25 protein-coding genes are annotated in these 23,152 nt (G+C 56.3%); 20 read left to right on the top strand and 5 right to left on the bottom strand.

Annotated features, from left to right (window positions below):
* The first annotated feature begins 102 nt into the window (after window positions 1–102).
* From ACYVGU_RS00785 to ACYVGU_RS00770, 4 genes are all read left to right on the top strand, one after another.
* Window positions 103–933 carry a DUF3108 domain-containing protein gene (locus ACYVGU_RS00785; RefSeq protein WP_460620501.1) on the top strand — a complete coding sequence of 277 codons (831 nt, stop codon included), beginning with the start codon at window positions 103–105 and terminating at the stop codon, window positions 931–933.
* 334 nt (window positions 934–1,267) lie between these two features.
* Window positions 1,268–1,969 (top strand): response regulator transcription factor, encoded by a 702-nt coding sequence (locus ACYVGU_RS00780; protein WP_460621982.1) that lies wholly within the window; start codon window positions 1,268–1,270, stop codon window positions 1,967–1,969.
* A 101-nt stretch (window positions 1,970–2,070) separates the two neighbouring features.
* Complete coding sequence (locus tag ACYVGU_RS00775) at window positions 2,071–3,150, top strand: sensor histidine kinase (RefSeq protein WP_460620500.1); 1,080 nt, start codon at window positions 2,071–2,073, stop codon at window positions 3,148–3,150.
* A gap of 25 nt (window positions 3,151–3,175) precedes the next feature.
* A complete protein-coding gene (locus tag ACYVGU_RS00770; RefSeq protein WP_460612973.1) occupies window positions 3,176–3,889 on the top strand; it encodes an RluA family pseudouridine synthase in 714 nt (237 codons plus the stop codon).
* Window positions 3,890–3,957: 68 nt separating this feature from the next.
* Here ACYVGU_RS00770 and ACYVGU_RS00765 read toward each other — a convergent pair whose 3' ends face one another.
* Window positions 3,958–5,418: a hypothetical protein gene (locus ACYVGU_RS00765; protein WP_460620499.1), complete on the bottom strand. Its 1,461-nt coding sequence runs from the start codon at window positions 5,416–5,418 to the stop codon at window positions 3,958–3,960.
* A gap of 401 nt (window positions 5,419–5,819) precedes the next feature.
* Between ACYVGU_RS00765 and rplM the strand changes: the two genes are divergently transcribed.
* The 7 genes from rplM (at window position 5,820) to ACYVGU_RS00730 (ending at window position 10,428) form a co-directional block, all read left to right on the top strand.
* Window positions 5,820–6,272, top strand: coding sequence for a large ribosomal subunit protein uL13 (gene rplM, locus ACYVGU_RS00760; protein ID WP_460612975.1), 453 nt, complete (start codon window positions 5,820–5,822; stop codon window positions 6,270–6,272).
* A 34-nt stretch (window positions 6,273–6,306) separates the two neighbouring features.
* A complete protein-coding gene (gene rpsI / locus ACYVGU_RS00755; RefSeq protein WP_188556112.1) occupies window positions 6,307–6,693 on the top strand; it encodes a 30S ribosomal protein S9 in 387 nt (128 codons plus the stop codon).
* A gap of 18 nt (window positions 6,694–6,711) precedes the next feature.
* The gene (rpsB, locus tag ACYVGU_RS00750; protein WP_460620498.1) at window positions 6,712–7,479 is read left to right on the top strand and encodes a small ribosomal subunit protein uS2; all 768 of its coding nucleotides are present in this window, start codon (window positions 6,712–6,714) and stop codon (window positions 7,477–7,479) included.
* A gap of 148 nt (window positions 7,480–7,627) precedes the next feature.
* A complete protein-coding gene (gene tsf, locus ACYVGU_RS00745) occupies window positions 7,628–8,467 on the top strand; it encodes a translation elongation factor Ts (RefSeq protein ID WP_460612977.1) in 840 nt (279 codons plus the stop codon).
* A 419-nt stretch (window positions 8,468–8,886) separates the two neighbouring features.
* A complete protein-coding gene (locus tag ACYVGU_RS00740) occupies window positions 8,887–9,564 on the top strand; it encodes a peptidase associated/transthyretin-like domain-containing protein (protein ID WP_460620497.1) in 678 nt (225 codons plus the stop codon).
* Window positions 9,565–9,610: 46 nt separating this feature from the next.
* Window positions 9,611–10,033 (top strand): hypothetical protein, encoded by a 423-nt coding sequence (locus ACYVGU_RS00735; protein WP_460620496.1) that lies wholly within the window; start codon window positions 9,611–9,613, stop codon window positions 10,031–10,033.
* Window positions 10,034–10,065: 32 nt separating this feature from the next.
* Entirely contained in the window at window positions 10,066–10,428 is a 363-nt protein-coding gene (locus ACYVGU_RS00730; RefSeq protein WP_460620495.1) for a hypothetical protein, read from the top strand.
* A 78-nt stretch (window positions 10,429–10,506) separates the two neighbouring features.
* Here ACYVGU_RS00730 and ACYVGU_RS00725 read toward each other — a convergent pair whose 3' ends face one another.
* Window positions 10,507–11,037, bottom strand: a complete 531-nt coding sequence (locus tag ACYVGU_RS00725; protein ID WP_460620494.1) for a DinB family protein — start codon at window positions 11,035–11,037, stop codon at window positions 10,507–10,509.
* Between the two features lie 144 nt (window positions 11,038–11,181).
* Between ACYVGU_RS00725 and ACYVGU_RS00720 the strand changes: the two genes are divergently transcribed.
* Window positions 11,182–12,378, top strand: coding sequence for a pyridoxal phosphate-dependent aminotransferase (locus ACYVGU_RS00720; protein WP_460620493.1), 1,197 nt, complete (start codon window positions 11,182–11,184; stop codon window positions 12,376–12,378).
* Window positions 12,379–12,444: 66 nt separating this feature from the next.
* Window positions 12,445–12,933 (top strand): hypothetical protein, encoded by a 489-nt coding sequence (locus tag ACYVGU_RS00715; RefSeq protein WP_460620492.1) that lies wholly within the window; start codon window positions 12,445–12,447, stop codon window positions 12,931–12,933.
* A gap of 73 nt (window positions 12,934–13,006) precedes the next feature.
* Here ACYVGU_RS00715 and ACYVGU_RS00710 read toward each other — a convergent pair whose 3' ends face one another.
* A complete protein-coding gene (locus tag ACYVGU_RS00710) occupies window positions 13,007–14,047 on the bottom strand; it encodes an NAD(P)-dependent alcohol dehydrogenase (protein ID WP_460612981.1) in 1,041 nt (346 codons plus the stop codon).
* A 698-nt stretch (window positions 14,048–14,745) separates the two neighbouring features.
* On the opposite strand from ACYVGU_RS00710, the gene ACYVGU_RS00705 reads away from it, so the two are divergent.
* The 6 genes from ACYVGU_RS00705 to ACYVGU_RS00680 all read left to right on the top strand — a co-directional run bounded on the left by ACYVGU_RS00705 (window position 14,746) and on the right by ACYVGU_RS00680 (window position 20,799).
* Window positions 14,746–14,970 carry a hypothetical protein gene (locus ACYVGU_RS00705; RefSeq protein ID WP_460612982.1) on the top strand — a complete coding sequence of 75 codons (225 nt, stop codon included), beginning with the start codon at window positions 14,746–14,748 and terminating at the stop codon, window positions 14,968–14,970.
* An 18-nt stretch (window positions 14,971–14,988) separates the two neighbouring features.
* Entirely contained in the window at window positions 14,989–15,792 is an 804-nt protein-coding gene (locus ACYVGU_RS00700; protein ID WP_460620491.1) for a universal stress protein, read from the top strand.
* A gap of 129 nt (window positions 15,793–15,921) precedes the next feature.
* Complete coding sequence (locus ACYVGU_RS00695) at window positions 15,922–16,749, top strand: universal stress protein (protein WP_460620490.1); 828 nt, start codon at window positions 15,922–15,924, stop codon at window positions 16,747–16,749.
* 224 nt (window positions 16,750–16,973) lie between these two features.
* Entirely contained in the window at window positions 16,974–18,323 is a 1,350-nt protein-coding gene (gene nhaA, locus ACYVGU_RS00690) for a Na+/H+ antiporter NhaA (protein WP_460620489.1), read from the top strand.
* A 550-nt stretch (window positions 18,324–18,873) separates the two neighbouring features.
* Window positions 18,874–20,154 carry a sugar MFS transporter gene (locus ACYVGU_RS00685; protein WP_460620488.1) on the top strand — a complete coding sequence of 427 codons (1,281 nt, stop codon included), beginning with the start codon at window positions 18,874–18,876 and terminating at the stop codon, window positions 20,152–20,154.
* 141 nt (window positions 20,155–20,295) lie between these two features.
* Complete coding sequence (locus tag ACYVGU_RS00680; RefSeq protein WP_460620487.1) at window positions 20,296–20,799, top strand: cupin domain-containing protein; 504 nt, start codon at window positions 20,296–20,298, stop codon at window positions 20,797–20,799.
* 200 nt (window positions 20,800–20,999) lie between these two features.
* Here the strand turns inward: ACYVGU_RS00680 and ACYVGU_RS00675 are convergent, their stop codons facing one another.
* Both ACYVGU_RS00675 and ACYVGU_RS00670 read right to left on the bottom strand, forming a co-directional pair.
* A complete protein-coding gene (locus tag ACYVGU_RS00675) occupies window positions 21,000–21,725 on the bottom strand; it encodes a DUF1990 domain-containing protein (protein WP_460620486.1) in 726 nt (241 codons plus the stop codon).
* A complete protein-coding gene (locus ACYVGU_RS00670; RefSeq protein ID WP_460612989.1) occupies window positions 21,718–22,290 on the bottom strand; it encodes a DUF1990 family protein in 573 nt (190 codons plus the stop codon). The genes ACYVGU_RS00675 and ACYVGU_RS00670 overlap by 8 nt, the downstream gene beginning before the upstream one ends.
* A gap of 120 nt (window positions 22,291–22,410) precedes the next feature.
* Between ACYVGU_RS00670 and nfi the strand changes: the two genes are divergently transcribed.
* The gene (gene nfi, locus ACYVGU_RS00665) at window positions 22,411–23,097 is read left to right on the top strand and encodes an endonuclease V (RefSeq protein ID WP_460620485.1); all 687 of its coding nucleotides are present in this window, start codon (window positions 22,411–22,413) and stop codon (window positions 23,095–23,097) included.
* Window positions 23,098–23,152 lie beyond the last annotated feature (55 nt).

Here is a 23,152-nt window from a genome sequence, read left to right as displayed (position 1 = left end):
CTTTTCGTAAACCCTGCTTTCTGACGTGCCCTAATCCGAGTATATTTGCTGGCACTGCATTTGAGAAGACACCGGCTTTACTCTACCATTCGCCGCTCTTACATGATTCGCCGCTGGTTTCTTTTTCCTGTACTTGCGCTGCCCCTAGCAGCGGCGCTCACGGCTTTTGCTCCGGGGTCAGAGCCGTTGCGCACCATTCCGAACTCTAGCTTTGAGCGGGGCGAAGTGCTGCAATACAAGGTGCACTACGGCCTTATTAACGCCGCCGACGCCACCATTGAGATTGACAACGCCATTCAGCACGTGAATCAGCGGGCCTGCTACAGGGCTACCGTAACGGGCCGTACCACAGGCTCCTTCGATTTCTTTCTGCGCATTCGGGACACGTGGCGCTCCTACATCGACACGACCAGCATTCTACCGCAGCGCTTCTATCGCAATATTGAGGAGAACAACTACCGCAAGCGCGAAACCGTCGACTTCGACCATTTCCGCGACGTAGCGGACGTAGAAAGCCATAAAAAGGACAAGAATAACGTTAAGAAAGGCACGTTTAAAGTGCCCAATAACGTGCAGGACATAGTAAGCGGCTTTTACTTTCTGCGCACGCTCAACTACGACCAGCGGCGCATTGGTGAGGTAATCAAGGTGCAGGGGTTTTTCGATGAAGATGTCTTTGAAATGGACGTCGTGTTCAAGGGCCGCGAAAACGTGGAAACGAAGGCCGGAGTTATCCGCGCCATTCGACTGGTCCCGAAAATGCCCAGCAATAAGTTGTTTAAAGGAGAAAACGCTATTTCCGTATACCTCTCCGACGACCGAAATAAAATTCCGGTTCTGATTCAGGCTGAAATGTTCGTGGGCGCCGTGAAGGTGGACATGTACAAATACAAAGGGCTTCGAAACCGGCTGAACCTGGTGGCTCAAAATTGATACTGTTGTAAAGCGGCTTCCGTCTGGGGGCCGCTTTTCTTTTTTAGTGCTTTCCCCTCCGTACGCCCTTCTCCCCTACATGCACACAACCAGCACTACCCGCCACCGACCTACCTTGCAGCTGCCGCGCCCGGCCCGGAAGCCTGTCAAAATCACGAGGCATGCGGCGGACTACGAGTGGCCAGCGCCCTCCACCGAGCGTGGCAAGGCCCCGGAAGCCTTGCTACCTAGCAGTGCCGCGGCGGCGCGTAACGAAAACGTAACACGCCAGGCCCGCCGCCCTGCGGTACTTTTGTCTTCGAGAATACTCTTCTACCCCAAACCACCCCGCCCCGTGCAACTAGCCGCCAACCCCAACGCGTACAAAATCCTGGTAGTCGACGATGACCCTGACATCGTGGAGCTGCTGGAGTACAACCTGCGCAAGGAAGGCTACGAGGTAGCCAGCGCCCCCGACGGTCGCAAGGCCCTGGAGGTAGCACCGCAGTTTGGCCCCGACATCATCTTGCTGGATGTGATGATGCCCAACCTCGATGGCATTGCGGCCTGCCGCCAGCTGCGCGAGCTGCCTCGCTTCAAGGACACGTACATTATTTTCCTGACGGCTCGCGCCGAGGAATTCTCGGAAGTAGCGGCCTTTGATGCTGGCGCCGACGACTTCATTGCCAAGCCCATTAAGCCCCGGGCCCTCATGAGCCGCCTGGCCGCCTTCGTGCGCCGCGACAAAGACCCGCAGGCCCAAAGCGAAAGCATTGAAATCAACGGCCTCAAGATTGATCGTACGGGCTTTGCCGTGTACCAGGACGGACGTAAGATTTCATTACCGAAGAAAGAGTTTGAGTTGCTGGCCTTCCTGGCGGCCTCCCCGCACAAGGTGTTCGGGCGTGATGAGCTGCTGCAGAATATCTGGGGCAATGATGTATTTGTGCTGGCCCGCACCGTGGATGTGCATGTGCGCAAGGTTCGCGAGAAAGTCGGTGACCATCACATCCAAACCATCAAGGGAGTCGGCTATAAGTTCAACACGGATAACTAGCAAACCCGTGAACTAGGGCACCAGAGGGTTTGAGGTCTGATTAGGCCTAGTAACACGTATACCCCTTTGGTGCCTTGGCGCACTCTCTTACAACTGCGTGTATGCAGCTCACTATTTCCTCCCGCATCATTGCCATCATTCTGTCGTTGTTGGTGGCTTGCGTCCTGACGGCGGTGGCTATCTGGGCGCCTAGTCTGCCGCTGCGCGAAGGGGTGCTGGTGGCGGGAGGTAGCCTAGCAGCCTGTTTTCTGCTGCTGTACCTGATGTTTGAGGCCCTCATTTTTCGGGAAATCAACAACATCTACGAAGGCCTTGAGCACATTAAGCGTAAGGAATTTCGGCGCATGTCCAGCAAATTCCTGTTTCGGCCGGAGCCACTCAAGCGCATGCGCGACGAGATTCTGGACATGGCCCAGCGCAAGCAGCAGGAAATTGATGAGCTAAAACGCCTGCAGGTATTGCGCCGAGAGTTTCTGGCCGATGTATCGCATGAGCTGAAAACCCCAATTTTTGCTGCTCAGGGCTTCGTGCACACCATTCTCGACGACGATGACGTGGACGAGTTTACGCGCAAGAAATTCCTGCAAAAAGCCGCCACCAGCCTTGATGCGCTGGATGCCCTAGTACAGGACCTGGTTACCATTTCGCAGCTGGAAAAGGGGGTAGTGCGCATGCGCCGCCAGAACTTTGATATTGTGCAACTGGTACGCGACATTTTCGAACAGCTGGAGCTGAAAGCCGCTCGCCGCAACGTGAGTTTGGAGCTGGCGCCTGCTTCTGAAGGTTTGCGCGTGCTAGCCGACCGCAACCGCATCCGGCAAGTGCTGATCAATCTGATTGACAATGCCATAAAGTATGGCCGCGAAAACGGGCATGTGTTGGTTGCGCTGCAGGAAAGCGGCAAAGGTGTGCGTATCAGTGTGCAGGATGACGGAGAAGGAATCCCGAAGCAGCATCAGAACCGCATTTTTGAGCGATTTTACCGGATTGATAAAAGCCGTACCCGCGAATCCAGGGATGCGGGCGGCTCTGGACTGGGGTTGGCCATCAGCAAGCACATTGTAGAGGCGCACAAATCCACCATTCGGGTGCGTAGCGAGTCGGGGCAAGGTACCACGCTGGAGTTTAAGCTACCGAAGCCAAGGAAAGCCGCTACGGTACTGGCAGCTAATGCGACGTAAGAAGTGAGTACCTTTGCCGCTCTTTATGAAGCTACCCCATTTCAACGACCTGATTCTGTTTGAGGACGAAGATTTCGTCGTCATCAACAAGCCACCGTTTCTCGCTACCCTCGATGAGCGATTTGGTGGGGCGCCCAACATCCTACGTTTGGCGCGCGAACAATACGACGATATCCAGGCTTGCCACCGCCTCGATAAAGAAACCAGTGGTGCCCTGGCCCTGGCCAAAAACCCGGCTGCTTACCGCCATTTGGCCATGCAGTTCGAGGATCGTCAGGTAAAAAAGGTGTACCACGCTGTGGCCTGGGGTGTGCACGATTACGACGGCTTGCGCGTAGACCGCAGCATAGAAACCACTACCAAAGGCAAGGCACGCTTGGCGTATAAAGGCAAACCTGCCGTAACGCTGGTACGCACGCTGGAGCCGTATGCGCGGCACACATTGCTGGAATGCCAACCCATTACGGGCCGCATGCACCAGATCAGGCTGCACCTAGCCTACCTGCAGGCTCCCATTGTGGGCGATGCCATGTACGGCGGCGACGACTTTTTTCTTTCCTCTCTGAAGCGCAAGTTCAATGTAAAGCAGGGCGAAGAAGAGCAGCCGTTCATCAAGCGCTTTGCCTTGCATGCGGCCCAGATCACCTTTGCCAAAATGGACGGCGAGCAGGTAACGGTAGAAGCTCCCTACCCCAAAGACTTCCGGGTGTTGGTTGATACGCTCCGGCAATACAGCTAGGTCCCTAAACAACACAAAGCCGGCCCCATACTGGAGCCGGCTTTGTGTTGTTTAGGGACCTAGTGTTATCAGTTGATTTTCTCGAAGATGGCAATCCGCACGGAATCTGGGATGGGCTTGCGCTGGTTGCGAGCCATCACCTTCTTCCACAGTAGCCGGTAGTTTGGGTCTTGCTGCAGCAACGCAAAAGGCACTTGGCCTTCCATGATAGAATGCCAATCATCCCAGAACACGAGGGTACCTTTGGGCAGCGGCCAGCTAGTATCGCGCACTGCCGAGATTTCGCTGCGATGCGGGCCGAACGGGTCAGTGTGCAGCGCCAGCCCAAAGTACGGGTGCGTGTAGGCTACGTGCGGCGGGTTGCCGCGCTCTAATGCCCACACAGCGGCTTCCTCTATCAAAATCTGGTCGGCGGCGCGGCCAAAATCCCGTTGCCAGCGGAAAGAAGCCCGAGACCCGCAGAACAGAAACCCGACTACAGCCACGGCCAGCACCGTTTGAATGCGGCGCTGTGCCAGCGGAGTTTGGGCCAGCTCACTTAGAGCCACTACCCCCCGCAGGGCAATAAGGCTCAGCAACGGAGCAATGCCACACAGCACCCGTGCCATCCCGAAGGAGCCAAAAATGCCATACACCCAGAAAATGGTGTGGGCCGCCACAAACACTACCACGCTGCCATATATCAGCAGCAGTTCAGCTGTAAAGCACACCGGTTGCCGCCGCAGGGCCGGGCGCGCCCATTCCCCTAGCATCCGCAAGCCGCCCAACCAAAACAGCCCATACAGCACCCAGCCCATGGTATTGGGCAGGCTCCGGATATAGTGCCAGGCGTCGCCGTGGCCATAGTTTACGTTTCGTGTAGGATATGCATTACGGCTGAAGGCCCACAGAAAATCGTCGTACACGAACAGGCCGACCACACCGTACACCACAAAACCCAGCCCTAGCCAGGGCAATGCGCGCCACTTCTGGGTAACTACTAAGTAGAAAGCGTACACGCCCACTATCAGGTAGCCCTCCGAGCGCGCAAATGGCAGAAACGACAACACAACAGCGCCCCAGCCAGCCTTTCCGCGCAACGCCAGCGCTACCCCCGCCATCAGCACCAAGCTAAACGTAGGCTCCGTCAGGCCCGAGAACTGGATTCGGAAGTACTCTGGAGAAGCGTAACAGAACAAAATAGCCAGCCAAGGCCACGGCAGCCGCAGATAACGCGCTGCTTCATAGGCTAAGCCCGCGGCGGCAGCTACCACCAAGCATTGATACACCATCACGCCCCGTAGCCCAAATAGCGCCGGCACTGCCATCAGTTCCACTACCAACGGCTTCGACCACGACTCCAGAAAGTTGATAGGGTGAGCAAACGCATAGCGCGCAAACACATAGTGCAGAATGCTGTCACTGGAGTCGAAGGTGCTCTGGGTAACAAAAGCGGTAACCAACGATACAAGCAGCAACCCGAGCAGTAACCCATACGCCCGCCTGTCAGCAGGCAATAATGCAGCCGGAGAAGATTCGTTTAAAGGCATACTACGTGAAGGGATTCGCAAAAATCAGTAAGTACTAGGCCCGACAATACAGCAAACCGGAGGCGGCTATTGGGACCTAAAGCCAGGCAAAGTACCGCTGCAACGGCCACTGCTAGCCCTTTCCCGGCTGGCAACCCAGCGCTGCTGTTATAGCTACTTATGCATATCTTATTTCGACTAGTACCTTGGGCTAGCATAACCGGGGCTGCAGGCGAGAAAGCCAGTATTTGGCCTCAAAGGTAGCTATTCCCGTACGCCCCGGAAGCAGCCGCAGTAAGTGTTTCAGGAACAATTAGTAGCCACTGGTTTGAATATTCGGGGAAAGGCGGTAACTTTGTGTCCGTTTTCCCCGAACCCTGTTCGGCTTCTTCTTCATTTTCAAACGCTTATCCTCCTACCCAATGGATCATCTGAGCTTCAAGACGGTATCCGTCAACAAAGCCAACGCCAACAAGGGCTGGGTTGTGGTTGACGCCGCCGACGCTACCCTGGGTCGTCTGTCTAGCCAAATTGCCAACATGTTGCGTGGCAAGCACAAACCCTCCTTCACGCCCAACTCGGATTGTGGCGACAACGTCATCGTCATCAACGCCGACAACCTTCGCGTGACCGGCAAAAAGATGACCGACAAAATCTATATCACGCACTCGGGTTATCCCGGCGGTCAGAAGCGCATTAACCTGCGTGACAAGAAAGCCAAGAACTCGACCCGTGTGATTGAGCACGCCGTTCGTGGTATGCTGCAGGGCAACAAGCTGGGCGCGGAGCAGTTCCGTAACCTGTATGTGTACGCCGGCACGACGCACCCCCACGAAGCCCAGCAGCCGAAAGCTGTTTCTCTCACGAATCTCTAAGCCATTTTCGGCCCCTCTTTAACTTCTTCACTTAATGGAAATCTCCAATACCTCTGGTAGAAGAAAAACCTCGGTGGCCCGCATTTACATGCAGGCCGGGCAAGGGAATATCACTATCAACGGCCGGGACATCAAGGCGTACTTCGCTAACGAGCTCCTGGAAAACATCGTGAACCAGCCTTTGGCTACTGTCGAGCAAGTCGGTCAGTACGACATCAAGGTTAACGTGCGCGGTGGTGGCATTTCGGCTCAGGCCGAGGCTATCCGTCTGGCCATCTCGAAAGCCCTTGTTGGCGACAACGCTGAGGTTCGCCCAGCGCTGAAGAAAGAAGGCTTCCTGACCCGTGACCCGCGCATGGTGGAACGCAAGAAATTTGGCAAGCGCAAAGCTCGTCGTTCGTTCCAGTTCTCGAAACGCTAATCCCAGAGGAAATTTATCATGGCTCAGTCCACCACTTATAAAGAGCTGCTTGATGCCGGTGCCCACTTTGGTCACCTTACGCGCAAGTGGGACCCGAAAATGGCGCCGTACATCTTCATGGAGAAGAACGGCATCCATATTATCGACCTGAACAAAACCCTGGTTTCGTTGGAGCAGGCCGCCTCGGCCATCCGCAACATTGCAAAGAGCGGCCGCAAGGTTATGTTCGTTGCAACCAAGAAGCAGGCTCAGGAAATTGTAACGGAAGAAGCGAAGCGCCTGAAAATGCCTTTCGTAACGGACCGTTGGTTGGGCGGCATGCTCACCAACTTCACCACCGTTCGCAAGTCGCTGAAGAAGATGAGCACCATCGACAAGATGGTAAAGGAAAACACTGCTTACGCTGCCCTTGCAAAGCGCGAGCGTCTCATGCTGTCGCGTGAGCGTGAAAAGCTGGAGCGCGTTCTGGGCGGCATCGCCGACCTGAGCCGCCTGCCCGCTGCTTTGTTCGTAATTGACGTAAAGCGCGAGCACATTGCCGTGAAAGAAGCTCAGAAATTGGGCATTCCGGTATTTGCTATCTGCGATACGAACTCGAACCCCGAGCTGGTTCAGTTCCCAATCCCGGCTAACGACGACGCTTCGAAGTCTATCCAGCTCATCGTGAGCGTAATGGGTAAGGCTATCGAAGACGGCCTGTCGGAGCGGAAAGTCGACAAGGAAGATGCCGACAAGAAGCAAGCCGAAGAAGAAGGCATCCAAGAGAAGCAGAACGCCGACGAATAGGCTAGCTGCCCTCTAAGGAAAAGGGAACATGCGAAGCACTCGGCTCCGGTGTTCCCTTTTTCTATAGTTGCCCGGGAAGGTGCTTCGGCTCTCCTCCCCTAGCACCGAAAAAACAGAAAACCCTCTCAACCTCATATAACTCACAACAATGGCAGCAATTACCGCCGCAGACGTGAACAAGCTGCGCACCATGACTGGTGCGGGCATGATGGATTGCAAAAAAGCACTAACCGAAGCCGATGGCGACTTCGAGGCTGCTCGCGACATTCTGCGTAAGCAGGGCCAGAAAATTGCCGACAAGCGTGCTGAGAATGCTACTGCCGAAGGCGTGGTACTCGCGGCTGTAAGCGAAGATGGCACCAACGGCAAACTGGTTGCGCTGGCTTGCGAAACTGAGCCCGTTGCGAAAGTAGAAGACTTTAAAAACCTGGCGCAGCAGATCCTGGCCACGGCTGTGAAAAGCAACGCTTCTTCGAAAGAAGAGCTGCTGGCTTCAGCTCAGGAAGACGGCCGCTCGCTGCAGGAGCACATCACGGACCTGATGGGCAAAATTGGCGAGAAGCTGGACGTAGTTGCTTACGAAAACGTAACGGCCGAGAAAGTTGCTTCTTACATCCACTCGGATAACAAGAAGGGCGTTCTGGTGGCTATGAAGAACGTAGGCGGTGCCGATGTAACCACTGTAGGCCGCGACGTTGCAATGCAAATTGTAGCGATGCGCCCAGTTGCTCTCGACAAAGACGGCGTAGACGCGGCTACCATCGAGCGTGAAATTGAAATCGGCAAAGAGCAGGCGCGTGCTGAAGGCAAGCCCGAGGCTATGCTGGAGAAAATTGCTCAGGGCAAGCTGAACAAGTTCTACAAAGAGAACACCCTGCTCAACCAGGAGTTCGTAAAGGACAGCTCGGTTACCATCTCCCAACTGCTCGACAAGACGCAGAAAGGCCTGACCATTTCGGACTTCAAGCGTGTTGCTATCGTAGGCTAAGCTAGTCTTACCAAACAGAAAGGCCCCGTCGGTACCTACCGGCGGGGCCTTTCTGTTATATAGCCCTAACGGTGTTAACACTACATTTCTCAACAACTACTGTCGAGCTTACTTAATCAGTGTCAGAGGATTCGAGCGGCCGGACATCCTTAGAATATAGTTATTAGGCAGATTTTCACTTTGTATATTCTAAGAATGTTCAAGAAGTCAGGTAATATTTTAACGGATACCAGATGGGTTCGAACGAAAGGTTACACCTATTCAACTCGCTACATACCTGTTTTATCGAAAAAAGGGGTTTATAACCTTTCTAATGAGATAAGATTCCCGCTATATCTGCTCGAATTCATGTAGTAACATTGTATCCTCAAAATACAATTCCGCTCCCCTATCTATCTTCACCTTTACAACTCGTTTTCATGAAATTAAGTGCTAATCCGTTCCATCCGGAAACGGGCAGGCTACTTCCGGTATACCGGGATGCCTATTTACGCGGGGATTTATCAACAGAGAACACGGCGGCAGTAGATGCGTACATGCAGGCTAATTCGCATCAGGCGGACAGCACCTTGGTACGCTTTTATGAGCTGAAGAGCCAGGGGCACCATGTACGGCCGGGTGGCTGGGTGCAGCGCCAGTTCGATTTCATTCGGGCAGAGCCCCAACGCTTTCGTCAGCGGGTGGCGGCATTGGTAATGGGCGGCGCATTGCTAGGTGGGGCTGTATTTGCAGGTACCAACCTGCCAACTCCAGCCTCGACGCCAACAGAGGACGCACCAACCGCCGCCGAAGTGGTGGCAGATGCGCCGGCTGCCAGCGCCATGCGCCTGGTTACGCTTCGCGGAAAAATCTTAAATGAGAACGGCAAGCCGCTTGTGGGTGCCACTGTGCTTGACCGCGCTACGGGCCGGGGAGTTAGCACCGACGACGCAGGCAACTATGCCATCCTGGTGTCGGCCAATAACATGCAGCAGTTGCAGTACGGATACGGAGGCTACGCCGAAGAGGAAGTACAATTGAAAGGGCGCAACACGTACAACGTAACGCTGCTGCCGCGAGAAGGCAACCTAAAAAAGCGCCATTGGTGGCAGTTCTAGCGCACTCTGTTGCGCACAGCACCCTAGTACTTTTCCTCATCCTCACATGAGAATTCCTTTCCTCAGCAGACCTAGCATCCGCCAGATTGTGGTGGGTACATCCAATGAGGCAGGCACCAAGGCTCATTCTGTTCTACAGAAGCTGCTGAGCGATTTGCCCGAGATACTGATGGCGTGTGTGGTGGAAGTGCACTCAGGAAAGGTACTGGCCTCCTACACTACTACTGAGTCGCTTAACCCGAACCAGATCAGCTTACGCTACGCTAAGCTGGTACAGCTCACGGCCAAAACGGTATCTAGCCACCACATTCCAGGAGGCCCGCTAACGGATGCCACCCTGATGCTGGAAGACCAATTGCATGCCTTGCGCATTACCCAACAGGGGGCGTGGTACTGCTTTCTCGCCATTCGGTTTGCTGATGCGAACCTTGCTATGGCCCTAGAAGTATTGCGGCGCCACAGTTCCTAATCATACATACTTCCCTTTTTACTTTTTGACCTATGTCATCACCTAAACAAGCCGTAAAAGAAATTTTAGAAGAACTGCCAACTCTGCTGGCTGTTGCCGTGGTGGAAACCGAAACCGGCATGGCCTTGGCTTCGCACTCCAACATTTCCGACTTCGATATTGATACGGCGGCCGCTTATAACACGGAAGTGGTAAAGCAAAAGCTGAAAGCAATTCAGGCTCTGAAACTGAATCAGACGGTACAGGACATTTTGCTGACGCTGACCGATCAGCTGCACCTGATCAAACTTTCGCCTACCGGCGACAAGTTTATCTATCTGGCTGTAAACTCCCGGGACACTAACCTGGCAGTTGCTCGTCAGATTCTGAAAGGCCAGACGGCTGTTCTGAACTAAGGACACCTTCACGATGAAAGCCCCGCCAGCATGCAAGTTGGCGGGGCTTTTTTGTGTAAAGTGTACAAAGAACAATGGCTAGCCTTTGGCCTTAGCCTGTACTACCCTTGCCGTCACGAGCAACTGGCCCACATGGCGCGTGGTATGCTCAGCGGCATGAACCAACAAGCCCATTACGGTACTAGGTAGCCCAGCGCGCCCAACCGGCCGAAACTCCGGTAATGTAGCCTCTGGAGTAGTGTGCAGGATAGTAAGCATGGTCTCTACAGCATCGGAGAATTGCTGCACCAGGTTTGCGGTAGTATCGGGGGTAGTAGGGCCGTCTTTTTCCTGGGCCAGGAACTGAAACTGGACTTCGCTCAGGGGCTTGTGGCGGGCGTAGGTTTGCATGCGGTCTAGTACTCCGGCCAGGTGGCGCAGGTGAAAGCCGACGGAAGCCACCCCAGCCGGACGGGCAGAAAGCAGTGCGTCTGGAAAAGCCTTAAGAGCTACTGTAACTTCTTCCCGCGCCTGTAGGATGGCGAAGGCGAGGGGCTGCAGCAACGGAGAAATATTCGGAAGTGGGCCGCGCAGCCATACTTCAGGCAGATGGGAAGCAGGAGTTTGCATAGAGTGAAAACTGAAATCAGGTGCTGGAGTTTGCGCAGAAGCCACGTTAGCTCTGATGCCCTCACGTAGCTAGTACGGCTGGCCGCCGCTCGGAAGTTTAGAATATAGTGGCTGATTTTAGGCTCGTGACGTAACTTTAAGCCCATGCTTCAACCTTCGCAGCGTGGTGTGGCCTTGCCGCCCTCTCCTTACCGTCGACTCACCCCGTATGCCGATGCTGCTCGTCAGCGCGGTATTACGGTGCATCCGCTCAATATTGGGCAGCCTGATATTGAGACGCCGCCGGCTATGCTGGCCGCTGTGCAGCAGGCCGATATCCGGGTACTGGAGTATGGCCCCACGGCAGGTTACTTAAGTTACCGCCAGAAACTAGCCGACTACTACCAACGCCTGGGCCTGGATGTTACGGCCGAGGAAATATTGGTGACGACGGGCGGCAGCGAGTCGATTTCCTTTGCTTTGCTGGCGTGCCTGAACCCCGGCGACGAGTTCATTGTGCCCGAGCCGTTTTATGGCCCCTACACAGCGTTTGCCATTTCTACTGGCACGCACGTAGTGCCCGTGGCCTCGCATCTGGAAGAGGATTTTGCCTTACCCCCTATTGCGGAGTTTGAGCAGAAAATAACCCCGCGTACCAAGGCCATCCTGATCTGCAGCCCCAACAACCCCACCGGCTACGTGTACAGCCGGCAGGAGCTGGAGCAACTGAAGGACCTGTGTCTGCGGCACAATCTGTATCTGCTTTCCGATGAGGCGTACCGCGAGTTCTGTTATGATGACGCGTACACCAGCGCCCTGCATTTGCAAGGAGCTGATGACCACATCGTGCTGCTCGATACCATTTCGAAGCGCTACAGCGCCTGCGGAGCCCGCATTGGCGCGCTGGTAACCAAGAACAAAACCTTGCGCGACGTAATATTCAAGCTGGCTCAGTTACGCGTATGCCCGCCCGGACTAGGTCAACTATTGGCCGAGGCCGCCGCTGACCTGCCCGAAGATTACTTCGACCATACCAAAGCCGAGTACCAAGCCCGCCGCGACCTGATGGTAAGCCGTTTGCGGGCCATGCCGGGCGTGCGCTGCCCCCTGCCCCGCGGCGCTTTCTATGTGCTGTGCCATTTGCCCGTAGATGATGCCGAACGCTTTGCCCAGTGGCTGCTCGAGGAATTTCAGTACCAAGGCCAGACGCTGATGGTGTCGCCGGCGGCGGGGTTTTATGCCACGGCGGAGCTAGGGCGCCAGCAGATGCGGCTAGCCTACGTGGTGAATCAGGAGGTTATTACGCAAGCCATGGACTGCCTGGAAGTGGCTCTACGCGAGTATCCGGGGCGGCAGCTGTAGCGCGGCTTTTACTTTTAACCGGGCTTTTTCTATCTTCTGGGCTGATTGTTGCCTCTTTCTGCTCCGATGAAACGCTTTCTACCTCTCCTGTTGCTGCCGTTGCTAGGGTCGGCTCCGTTGGCAACGCCTTCTGTGCCCGAATCGGCCCGGCTGCTCACGTTGCGTATCAATGGGCAACCGGTAGCAACGGACACCACTAGCTCCCGCTTTTTTCTGGGGGCCGACCGAGCCCTGCGCCTCAACATTGTGCGAGCCGATGACCCTGACGGCGAAGGCCTCACCATCATCATCGACCGGTTTCCGATTCAGGCTGGCACCTACAGTTTCCAGGAAATACTGAGCGGGCGCAACCGCGACGCCTCCTACCGCTACGGCAACACCGCCGCCTACTCCAAGTCCTGCCCCGATAACCCGGGCTCCGTGACCATTACGGGTGTAAATGCGGCGCGGCACTGGCTGATGGGCACCTACCGCTGTCAAGTCTGCGAATCGGGCCGCGGCGGCAAGCGCCTGACGCTGGAGGGCTCGTTTCGCTACCCTGTGTTGGAGGAATAACCCTCACCTACTGCAAAGCAAAAAGCCCGGCTCCTACACAGGAGACCGGGCTTTTTCAATATAGTGCTGCTATTTATATCGTGGCCAGATCCAGCACGAAGCGGTACTTCACATCCGACTTCATCATGCGCTCATAGGCTTCGTTGATGTAGTCCATCCGAATCACCTCAATGTCGCTCATGACATTGTGCTCGGCGCAGAAATCCAGCATTTCCTGCGTTTCCTTGATGCCCCCAATCAGCGAGCCAGCAATGCGGCGGCGCTTGGCAATAAGGTTAAACGCGTGCAGTTGCGGCGCTTCCGGCGGCACGCCTAGCAGTACCATGGTACCGTCGCGGCGCAGGGTGTTGATGTAAGGCGCCAAGTCCATCGGGGCCGACACCGTGTTGATAATCAGATCAAAGTAGTTGGAAACCGACTTCATGGCCTCTTTCTCCTTGGTTACCACAAACTTGTGGGCACCCAGGGCTTTGGCATCGGCTTCTTTGCTGGGCGAGGTGCTGAGCACGGTTACTTCGCAGCCCATAGCAGCCGCAAATTTTACGGCCATGTGGCCCAGGCCGCCCAGGCCCATTACAGCTACCCGGTCGCCAGCTTTGGCGTTCCACTGGCGCAGCGGCGACCAGGTGGTAATGCCGGCGCACAGCAGCGGTGCGACGCGGGCCAAATCCAGCTTTTCCGACACGTGCAGCACAAACTTCTCCGTTACCACAATCTGGTTGGAGTAGCCACCGTGCGTGATGGTGCCGTCGCGGTCTTTGGAGCCGTAGGTGCCCACAAACCCTTCGTCGCAGTACTGCTCTAGGCCGTCGTTGCAGTCGGGGCAGTGCTGGCAAGAGTCAACCATACAGCCAACACCCGCCAAGTCGCCGGCCTTAAAACCGGTTACGTGGGTGCCTACTTCGGTAACGCGGCCCACAATCTCGTGGCCGGGTACCATGGGAAAAATAGAGCCGCCCCACTCATTGCGCACCTGGTGCACATCGGAGTGGCATACACCACAGAAAAGAATCTCGATACGAACATCGTGCGGACCGACGTCGCGGCGTTGAAAATCGAAGGGAACGAGGGGAGCATGCGCAGCCGGAGCTGCATAGCCTTTTGCTTCTGACATGAAGAGGGTTGGTTGGATAGAACTGATTAATTCAGAACGGAACCAAGACAACGTTTTCAGAGGCGGAATGTTTAGGAAACCGGCACCTTGGGCAGCGCTGGTGGTTGTGTTTTTGCGAGGGGCTAGTGAGCAGAGTCGTGCCAGCCGGCGTGGGGTCTTCACCTACCGGACCTTCGGTTTTGCCTCTAGAGTTGGGGTTTGTGAATGGTTGAGGGCTAGTGCGGCATCAGCAGAAGGGCTACCACTGTCTGGCAGCAGCGCCAGATTGATGGCGAGCGTATTTGTATACCGGGCAGATTACTAGGCCGAAAAGATGACCAAAGTCAGATAACTACCTGATGATCATCATAGTGAACCAAATGCCTTTATCTGATATTTACTATTGTATATAGTCACCTGCATTTGGTGAAGCATCCACTTTTAACTGCTTCCTGCCATGGTCACGCCCACTTTCTGGTTTTCGTTGTTGCTGCTGGCGTTAGTTGCCCTTGGATGGCACCAAAGCCGCACCGCAACCGCCTAAGTACGCTCCGCTCTCAGCTTGGCTATTGCAGCCCGCTCCTTGGCTGAGAGCCGCCTATTGGCCGCATACTACTTACCCTGCCCTTCTCTCCTAACGGCTTGCCGACTGAATTTCCCTGGCAGGGTAGGTTTCTGCCCTTCGCATCCTCTGCATTACACCTAATAAGCCGTGCATCATGAACCACGAAACTGCTTATAAAGCTCGGTCGCGCTATCCAGTACCATCCACCATAGGCTCTGAATCTGAAGCCACGTTGCGCGGCCGCATCCGGCCGCGCCAGGATCCGGTTGCCCCAAACTACCTGCCCAAGGAGTACCAACCGCTTGATGACACCGTGACGGAAGCTAAGGGCCTAGCGCAGAACGGCGACGCCACGGGAGCTTACGCCGGCTCATTCTAACCTTCTTATCTCGCTACTATGACTCCTGCGCTGGTTGTTCTCACTGATTTTTTTGCCGTTTCAAACCGGGCCTTATCCTATGCGGCGGGCCTAGCAGTACCGTTGCACGCCCACCTTGTACTGCTGCATGTTCGGCATGATGCGCTGCTTTCTCCGGAGCAGTACGCGCAACGCAGCGAGCAGCAGGTATACCAAGCCCTGAATCATCTGGCAGAGGATCAACCGGTTCCAACACAGGTAGAAATCTCAGCGCGCTTTCTGCCGGAAGCAGTAGAAGATTCCGTACATCACCATCAGCCGCAATTGCTGGTGCTGGGCCGCTCCTCTACCGCGCCCATAGAGGTAGTAGCCAGCGCCGCCACTGACCTGCTCCGCCACGTGCCTTACCCGCTGCTGATAGTGCCTCCGGTTGGGTGGGATGCCTTTCCGCCGCGCCGCCTAGCCCTGGCCGTTGATGGCGAGCCCTTTTCGCTTTACGACAGCCAGCAGATAGTACCTCAGTTGCAGCACGCACTGCACGCCTCGCTCCAAGTGATTTATGTAGCCAAACCGGATGCTCCGGAACATGCCCCCGAGCAAATTCTGCGTACCATCCGTACCAGCGGGTTAGGCGAAAAAATGGGGCCGGACTCGGTGCATATCGTGCGCAGCACTGAGCCGGCCGCCGGAATTCAGCAGGCGGCCGCTGAGCTGGGAGTTGATATGCTAGTGGTGGTGGCGCGGCAGCATACGTTGCTGGGTGGCCTGTTTCATCACAGCGTTACGGCTCAGCTTATCGGCGAAAGTGCCATTCCGGTACTGCTGCTGCCAGCACTAGGGTAACGGAAGAGCCCAAGTGCCCTCTACAGCCATGCCACGCAGCCCTACAGGAACACCACGTTTGCTAGCCCCATCAACGGCTTCAACCTGTCAGTAATCAGCATCTTGTCTTAGCAACACATCACCTATACCATGCAACCTTCCTTTGTTGTCCTGACCGATTTTACGACTGCGGCGGAAGCGGCCATCCGCTACACCATTCGGTTGGCCACCAAAACCGAAGGCCGCTTGGTATTGCTGCATGTGTACCAAGACCCAGTATTGGAGCCGACGGTAATGGCCATGAACGTTCCGCTGGTGATGAGCACCCGCAAGCAGGTACAAGCCGACCTACTGCAGCGCGCCGAGCAGATGCCGCTGCCTACCGAGGTTGAGCTGACGGCTAATATGTTGCCGGATGCCGTAACCGATGTAGTGCAGCGCTATCATCCGCTGCTGCTGGTACTGGGCCGCGAAAAATCCGATACACTGCTTGACCGTCTGATTCGCCATCAGGCGGCGCCAATTTTGCAGGCGGCACATTATCCGTTGCTGCTGGTGCCCGAAAGCTGGACGGAAACTGAGTTACCCAGCCGCATTGCCGTGGCCGTAGATGACCACAGCTTCTGGCTTACGGCTCCTTCCCTTGCCCTGACTGACTTGCTGACGGCGCTGCAGCCCGATACAACGGTAGTACACGTTACCCCCGATGGGCCTGCTTCCGGCCAGAACACCATAGGACTGGAAGCGGTGCGCCGCACCGCTATGTTCGGGCCGTTGCCTGCCACCTGCTTCCACCACATACCCCACGACGACCCGGCCGAAGGCATTCTGCAGGCTGCCACTGACCTGCAAACGCAGCTACTTGTAGTGCTGGCCCGACCTCACACTTTCCCGGGTAGCCTATTTCACCGCAGCGTGACGGCGCAACTGCTCCGCCATAGCCCCGTGCCGGTATTGGTACTGCCCACCATGGCCTAGGTCTCGTACCAACTTGAACCTAGAGCCTAACGGTCAGAAAGTTTTCTGGGGCTGCTGTTAGCCCGTCCGGCGAAATAACAAATGGCGAAACTTGCTACTGCTGCTCATCAAATTCCGTAGACTAGTACCTTCAGGCCCACATCAGCCACCGCCGTTTGCGGGGTGGCTGATGTGGGCCTGACGATGGAGCGCTCCACTTGAGTTGCTCGTACTACTCTCAACCTATGGTGCTACCTACCCTTGTTAAACCCCTGATTCGTCCGTTTACTGAGTTCTTTCGGCGGGAGGCCGCGGCCGGTATTGTGCTGCTGATCAGTGCCGTACTGGCTCTGGTGCTAGCCAACTCCGATTGGGGTCCGGCGCAGCATTTCCCTGCTATCTGGAACCAGCACATCCGGATATCAATCCACAACCTAGTTCTCGACCATAGCTTGCTGCACTGGATCAACGACGGGCTGATGACCGTATTTTTCCTGATTGTGGGCCTGGAAATTAAGCGGGAGGTGCTGGAGGGCGAGCTTTCCTCGGTGCGGCAGGCGGCCTTGCCCATCGTAGGAGCCCTAGGAGGCATGGTAGTGCCGGCGCTGCTCTTTACTTTTTTCAACCACGGAACACCCACGGCCGGAGGCTGGGGCATTCCAATGGCTACGGACATTGCCTTTGCGCTGGCCGTGCTGCAGTTGCTAGGTCCGCGTGTGCCGCTGGCCCTGAAGGTTTTCCTGACGGCTTTGGCCATTGTAGATGACCTAGGGGCGGTGCTCGTCATTGCCGGGTTTTACACCGAGCAGCTACACCTAAACTCCCTCTTGTTGGCACTGGGCACTTGGGGTGTGCTGCTGCTTTTCAATATGCTTCTGGTCCGGAGCTTGTGGGCGTACCTACCGCTGGGTGCCGTACTGTGGTTTTTCATGCTAAAGTCGGGGGTACATGCTACGCTGGCCGGCGTGTTGCTGGCCGCGGCTATTCCGTTCCGCATACCGTTCACCCGGCAGGCGCTGCTGCACCGGATTGATGAGCGCCTGGCCCTGATACGCACGGAAGTACACACGGATGCGGCCGATCCTCGGATTATCAGTGAAGAGTTGGAGGCGCTTTATTTGCGCAGCAGTTCCCCGGCCCAGCGCCTGGAGCAGCAGTTGCACACAGCCGTAGCGTTTGGTATCATACCGCTGTTCGCGTTTGCCAATACCAGCTTAGTGCTGGAGCCGGCCGTATTCCGGCAGCTCAGTTCGCCATTGGCCTTGGGAATTTTGGCAGGCTTACTTATTGGCAAGCCGCTGGGTATTGGCGGGCTGGCGTGGGTAGTGATTCGGCTGGGCTGGATAACGCTGCCGCCCGGCGTCAGCTGGAAGCAGCTGTGGGGCGCGGGCATTCTGGCCGGCATTGGCTTTACCATGTCCATTTTCATCACGCTGCTAGCCTTGGGCGAAGAATCCGTAGGGGCTGATGTAGCGAAGCTGGCCATCTTGGTGGCGTCGTTGTGTGCTGGCGCGCTGGGCTACACCTTACTGCGCTTTGCAGGCCCAGCAACGCTGGCACCAGCCACCGAAAGCAAAACGGCCGGCGCTGTTTAATGAAGCCTACCTTTTATGCAGCACCTCCAGGTCTCGGACTAGGCAAGCCCTAATCGGAAAGCTCTACTCGCCTTTATCCGCGGTACCATCTATGAAGCGGCCATACCCACGAGGTTTTGCCAGGGCCTGAGCTACACCACGTTCAAATATAGCAACCTGCCCTGCAACGTTGCTGCCATTTGGCGCGGAGCACTAGTAGGCTCATATAAGGCTAGTACGGAAGTTGTGTAGGGATTTCTGAACGATGAGCTAGCTCGGATTACGCGCCCCGTAAAGCGGCTGAAGGCTTCTGAGTAGTAGAATTTCACCTGGGTGAAAGACGTGAGCTTACTTTCACCAGCAAGCCATAGGCTGATTGGAGTTATCCTGACACGGATGGGCAAATTCGGCTGGAAGATGGTTACTTTACGCTACGCGTTAGTGACCAGAGCAAGCGGGTTCGCTATACTGGCACCAACTCATCAACTTCCACCACCGGTTCTGCCACGGGTTCAGGCAGCAACTGAGCTGGTTCATTAGTCCTGCCCATTCTTCATTCAACAGTCCTTTTATGGCGTCCCCCTCTCCCACCTTATCTACTCCCCAAGTTGCCGGCCCCGGCACTCCGCAGCGCTACACCTCCGCGTTGGCGGCCGTCACTACCCTGTTTTTTCTCTGGGGCTTTATCACCTGCCTCAACGATATCCTGATTCCGTATCTGAAGGTTGTTTTTCAGCTCTCCTATACCCAAGCCAACCTGATTAACTTTTGCTTTTTCGGGGCCTACTTTCTGGTGAGCATTCCGGCCGGCAAGCTGGTGGCCAAGGTAGGCTACAAGCGCGGCATGCTGATCGGCTTTGGCGTGGCCGCTATCGGGGCCTACTTGTTTTACCCGGCCGCTGCCCAACGGGCCTATGGTCTGTTTTTGGGTGCACTCTTTGTGCTGGCTTCCGGCATCACCATTCTGCAGGTGGCCGCCAACCCCTACGTGGCCATTCTGGGCCCGCCGGAGTCAGCCTCCGCACGTCTGACGCTAACGCAGGCCTTCAACTCGCTGGGCACCTACCTCGCCCCAAAAATAGGGGCCGTACTCATTCTGAGTCAATTGCCTAAAGTTGTGAATGAGACCACCGCCGCCAGCCTGGATGTAACAGCCGTGCAGACTCCGTACCTGGTTATTGGCACCGTGTTGCTAGTGATCAGCCTGCTGCTCAGCCGCGTGAACCTGCCCCAGATTGCGCACACAGCCGAAGACACCGTTACGACGGGCAGCGGCGCGGGCAGCGCCTGGAACTACCGGCATCTGGTGTTCGGGGTAGTGGGCATTTTCGCCTACGTAGGGGCCGAAGTGGCCATTGGCTCGCACATTGTAAACTACCTCGGCCTGCCCGACGTGATGGGCTTAAACGAAGAGCAAGCCGGCAGTCAGGTAGCCAACTACTGGTTTGCAGCGATGGTGGGCCGCTTTGCAGGCGCGTACCTGCTAGGCAAGATTTCACCCGGCAAACTCCTGGCCTTTAATGCGGTGGGCGCCATTGTTCTGGTGCTGATTTCGATTAACACCACCGGCGCGGTGGCCATGTGGAGCCTGTTGGCCGTGGGCCTGATGAACTCCTTGATGTACCCAACCATCTTCACGCTGGCCGTGGCCGGACTAGGTCGTCATACGGAGCAAGCCTCAGGGCTGCTGTGCACGGCCATCGTGGGCGGGGCCGTGATTCCGCTGCTGTTCGGCGTCATCGCCGACCACAGCACCCTACGCCTGGCTCTACTGGTGCCCGCTGCGTGCTACCTCTACATTATGTGGTACGGGCTGCGGGGCAGCCGCCGGGCAGCCGTAGCGCAGGCCTAGGCACCAAACACAGGAGCTGCAGGCGCCTAGGTAGCACTGGGACTCAAACCGGTTGGGGCAGGCAACACGCCAGGTGGGCATGCCCCCAACCGGTTTAGCTTTTTCTTCTGACCTTATTTTCTTCATTCATATCAACTACTTATGAGCGCTGAATTATCTAAGCAGCAGCTGTTCCGGCAAACTCAGCAGCAGCTCCAGGAGCAAGGATTCCGTATCGAGAGCCAGGATGACACACGCCCCTGGGGTGGCTTTTTTGTGCTGGACGAAACGCAAGCGCAGGAATTTGCCGACCTCTACTTCGACGGCCTGTCAGTGGAGGGGCTGCGGATTTCGGGCAAACTGAGCCCTAAAATTCTGCTGGTAGCGCCGCATCAGCGCCTTTCGTGGCAGTACCACCACCGCCGCGCCGAAATCTGGCGCGTGGTCAGCGGCACGGTAGGCGTTATCACCAGCCCAACGGATGAAGAAGGCGAGTTGAAAACCTATGGCCCCGGCGACCAGATTACCTTGCAGCAGGGTGAGCGCCACCGCCTCGTGGGTTTGCAGGACTGGGGCACTATTGCCGAAATCTGGCAACATACCGATGCCCACCAGCCCTCCGACGAAGCCGACATTGTGCGCGTGCAGGACGACTTCGGCCGCTAAGCCAGCCTAGCCTGTTAAAGGGCAGCCCTTCGGCTTGCCGTTCAACACGCAGGAAAATCTAGCATACTATATAATAAGTAAACCGCTACCCGTCTGTGCATGCTGTTCCGTGTGAAGCAGCATACACAGACGGGTAGCGGTTTATAGCTTAACTGCCCCTAGTAACCCGTTGGCAGAGACAGGGCGCTACGGCCCAGGTACTAGGTGGCTTTGTTCAGTTGAGTCTGGGCGCTTGTGTTTGAAGCGGCGCTTTCAATGGGCGGGGCCTTGGCGGTGTCGGGGGTTTGCCAGCCTTTGCGCAGCATTTCCTCTACCTGCTCCCGCAGCCGCTTCATTGATTGATGGGCGAACCGCTTTTGCAGCATTCGGCCGAAGAGCTTAAACCCAATCCAATAAAAAGGATTGGCAATGCGACCGGTTTGCGAAAAGGCGTGAATATGAAACCGCACGCGTCCCGTTGTCAGGCTTTTATGGATGGAAAAGTCAATCTGCCCCCGCTCAAAGTGGCCTTCCAGGGTGCGGTAATTGTACCCCCACACCTGTTCCTGCTCACCGCTAGGTAGGGTTTGCACCTCATCCGTCACGCCCCCAATCCGGACGCCAAACCAGAAGGTGAAGAACAAAAACCGGCCGCGCAGCACCATCACGCGCTGCTCCAGAGGCTGCTCTGCCAGGAAAATACCCGTTATCAGGTTGGGCGGCGGGAAGGTGTAGTTCCGGAGTACTTCGCGGGCAGCGGCCCAGGAGCCGCGCGCATCGGGCGGGCCGGGTGCCTCCAGCGGTAGTTCCGTTTCATAGTCGTCTACCTGCCAGCCGTTATCAGCGGTGTAGGTATGCGTTTGGTCTAAGTCGAAATTGTAGCCGGCTTGGGCATAGGCCTCCAGCCGTTTCTTTTCGCGCGCAGACAAGGAAGGCCGCTCAGACATCGTGGGTTATTTCAGTTCCGGAAGAATCCTGCTTGACGGTTTCGACCTGCACGGGCCCTAGCTGGAGGCCGCCGCTTTGGTCGGCAACCCGCTGGCAAAACGTTTCCCAGGTTTTTTGCTGCACCCGCCTACCTATCCCGAGGGTGTCGTAGGTAAGCGCAACGAGCCCGTCGCGCGAGCGGGCCCGGGAGTGTATCTCAAAGCGCAACGTATGGGGCAGGGAGGGATGAGGAGCCAGCGTAAAGCAGATTCGGCCGGCCTCGGGGTGGTTTTCTAAGGTAGAAAGCTCAAAGAAATTTTCACCCAGGTCAGTTACGCGCACTTCGCCGTTCCAGGGGCCTAGTATTTTGATGCGGTACTCATCGCCGAGGTTCAGCCCGCCAGGCTGGCCGCGGGACTTTTCAAAGTCAGCAAGCAGATCGGGCGAGTACTCCGGTAGATGACTCTTTATATGATAAAGCAGCCCATCGGCCGACTGGCGCGGGTGCTGCACATCTACCCAGTAGCGGCGCTCAAAAAAGGCGCCGCTCCCCGTATCGGCAGGTTGCTCAGGCTTCGTAGACATAGTGCAGAAAGTATGTTGCTGAAATAACGTGCCTAGCCGGCGCGGGTTGTTACCGCCCGCCAGCACAACCCGGCGGTGCACGCCACAGTACACCCTTTGCCTTCACCACCACCCTAGTACATGGCCTACTACCGCCCCGCTTCCCCGCCCGCCGATCCTATTATCGTCCGCGACCTTACCCGCCAGCAGGATGAGCTGCGCACCCACGTACAGTTGGTGCCCCTTCCGCAGGAGCCGCAGCTTATTGCTGGCTGCGACTCCTCTTTCCCAACTCCCGAAACGGTTTTGTCGGTTTTTGTGGTGCTACGCTTTCCCACCCTGGAAGTGGTGGAGAAGGTATACCACACCAGCCCCGTTACGCTGCCTTATATACCGGGCCTGCTGGCCTTCCGCGAAGCACCCAATCTGCTGTTGGCCTTCGAGAAGCTGCAGCACCGGCCCGATATTATTATGGTAGACGGGCATGGCATTGCGCATCCGCGCCGGATGGGCATTGCGGCCCACCTAGGCGTGATGCTTGACCTGCCCACGTTTGGGGTAGCTAAACAGCGCCTCACGGGCACGTACCAAGAGCCGGCACTGCAGAAAGGCAGCATCACGCCCCTTACCGATAAGAGCGGAGAGCTTCTTGGAGAAGTCATCCGCTCCAAGGATAAAGTAAACCCGCTGTTTGTGAGCCCCGGCCACCGCTGCGACCAAGCAACGGTAACCCGCCTGACGCTAGCCTGCCTGCGGGGCTATAAGCTACCTGAGCCAACCCGCCTCGCCGATTATTGGGCTGAACAATTCAAGCAGGAACTGCGGTAGCTGCCTCTAGTAGTACTCCCTGCCAGATATAGCGGCTGCTCCGTCCCTTATTTTC

The sequence above is a fragment of the Hymenobacter tenuis genome, assembly GCF_054780495.1.
Note: the sequence above shows the minus strand (reverse complement) of the source record. Positions and strands in the feature narration are given on the sequence as shown.

Bases quoted from the DNA above. Each gene is read 5' to 3' on its own strand.
- ACYVGU_RS00765 (WP_460620499.1), bottom strand. From the start codon at position 5,418: ATGCCTTTAAACGAATCTTCTCCGGCTGCATTATTGCCTGCTGACAGG.
- ACYVGU_RS00740 (WP_460620497.1), top strand. From the start codon at position 8,887: ATGAAATTAAGTGCTAATCCGTTCCATCCGGAAACGGGCAGGCTACTT.
- rplM (WP_460612975.1), top strand. From the start codon at position 5,820: ATGGATCATCTGAGCTTCAAGACGGTATCCGTCAACAAAGCCAACGCC.
- ACYVGU_RS00675 (WP_460620486.1), bottom strand. From the start codon at position 21,725: ATGTCTGAGCGGCCTTCCTTGTCTGCGCGCGAAAAGAAACGGCTGGAG.
- rpsB (WP_460620498.1), top strand. From the start codon at position 6,712: ATGGCTCAGTCCACCACTTATAAAGAGCTGCTTGATGCCGGTGCCCAC.
- ACYVGU_RS00720 (WP_460620493.1), top strand. From the start codon at position 11,182: ATGCTTCAACCTTCGCAGCGTGGTGTGGCCTTGCCGCCCTCTCCTTAC.
- ACYVGU_RS00680 (WP_460620487.1), top strand. From the start codon at position 20,296: ATGAGCGCTGAATTATCTAAGCAGCAGCTGTTCCGGCAAACTCAGCAG.
- ACYVGU_RS00695 (WP_460620490.1), top strand. From the start codon at position 15,922: ATGCAACCTTCCTTTGTTGTCCTGACCGATTTTACGACTGCGGCGGAA.
- ACYVGU_RS00670 (WP_460612989.1), bottom strand. From the start codon at position 22,290: ATGTCTACGAAGCCTGAGCAACCTGCCGATACGGGGAGCGGCGCCTTT.
- ACYVGU_RS00725 (WP_460620494.1), bottom strand. From the start codon at position 11,037: ATGCAAACTCCTGCTTCCCATCTGCCTGAAGTATGGCTGCGCGGCCCA.
- ACYVGU_RS00785 (WP_460620501.1), top strand. From the start codon at position 103: ATGATTCGCCGCTGGTTTCTTTTTCCTGTACTTGCGCTGCCCCTAGCA.
- ACYVGU_RS00705 (WP_460612982.1), top strand. From the start codon at position 14,746: ATGAACCACGAAACTGCTTATAAAGCTCGGTCGCGCTATCCAGTACCA.
- ACYVGU_RS00710 (WP_460612981.1), bottom strand. From the start codon at position 14,047: ATGTCAGAAGCAAAAGGCTATGCAGCTCCGGCTGCGCATGCTCCCCTC.
- ACYVGU_RS00715 (WP_460620492.1), top strand. From the start codon at position 12,445: ATGAAACGCTTTCTACCTCTCCTGTTGCTGCCGTTGCTAGGGTCGGCT.
- ACYVGU_RS00730 (WP_460620495.1), top strand. From the start codon at position 10,066: ATGTCATCACCTAAACAAGCCGTAAAAGAAATTTTAGAAGAACTGCCA.
- nhaA (WP_460620489.1), top strand. From the start codon at position 16,974: ATGGTGCTACCTACCCTTGTTAAACCCCTGATTCGTCCGTTTACTGAG.
- ACYVGU_RS00735 (WP_460620496.1), top strand. From the start codon at position 9,611: ATGAGAATTCCTTTCCTCAGCAGACCTAGCATCCGCCAGATTGTGGTG.
- tsf (WP_460612977.1), top strand. From the start codon at position 7,628: ATGGCAGCAATTACCGCCGCAGACGTGAACAAGCTGCGCACCATGACT.
- nfi (WP_460620485.1), top strand. From the start codon at position 22,411: ATGGCCTACTACCGCCCCGCTTCCCCGCCCGCCGATCCTATTATCGTC.
- ACYVGU_RS00770 (WP_460612973.1), top strand. From the start codon at position 3,176: ATGAAGCTACCCCATTTCAACGACCTGATTCTGTTTGAGGACGAAGAT.
- ACYVGU_RS00685 (WP_460620488.1), top strand. From the start codon at position 18,874: ATGGCGTCCCCCTCTCCCACCTTATCTACTCCCCAAGTTGCCGGCCCC.
- ACYVGU_RS00700 (WP_460620491.1), top strand. From the start codon at position 14,989: ATGACTCCTGCGCTGGTTGTTCTCACTGATTTTTTTGCCGTTTCAAAC.
- ACYVGU_RS00775 (WP_460620500.1), top strand. From the start codon at position 2,071: ATGCAGCTCACTATTTCCTCCCGCATCATTGCCATCATTCTGTCGTTG.
- rpsI (WP_188556112.1), top strand. From the start codon at position 6,307: ATGGAAATCTCCAATACCTCTGGTAGAAGAAAAACCTCGGTGGCCCGC.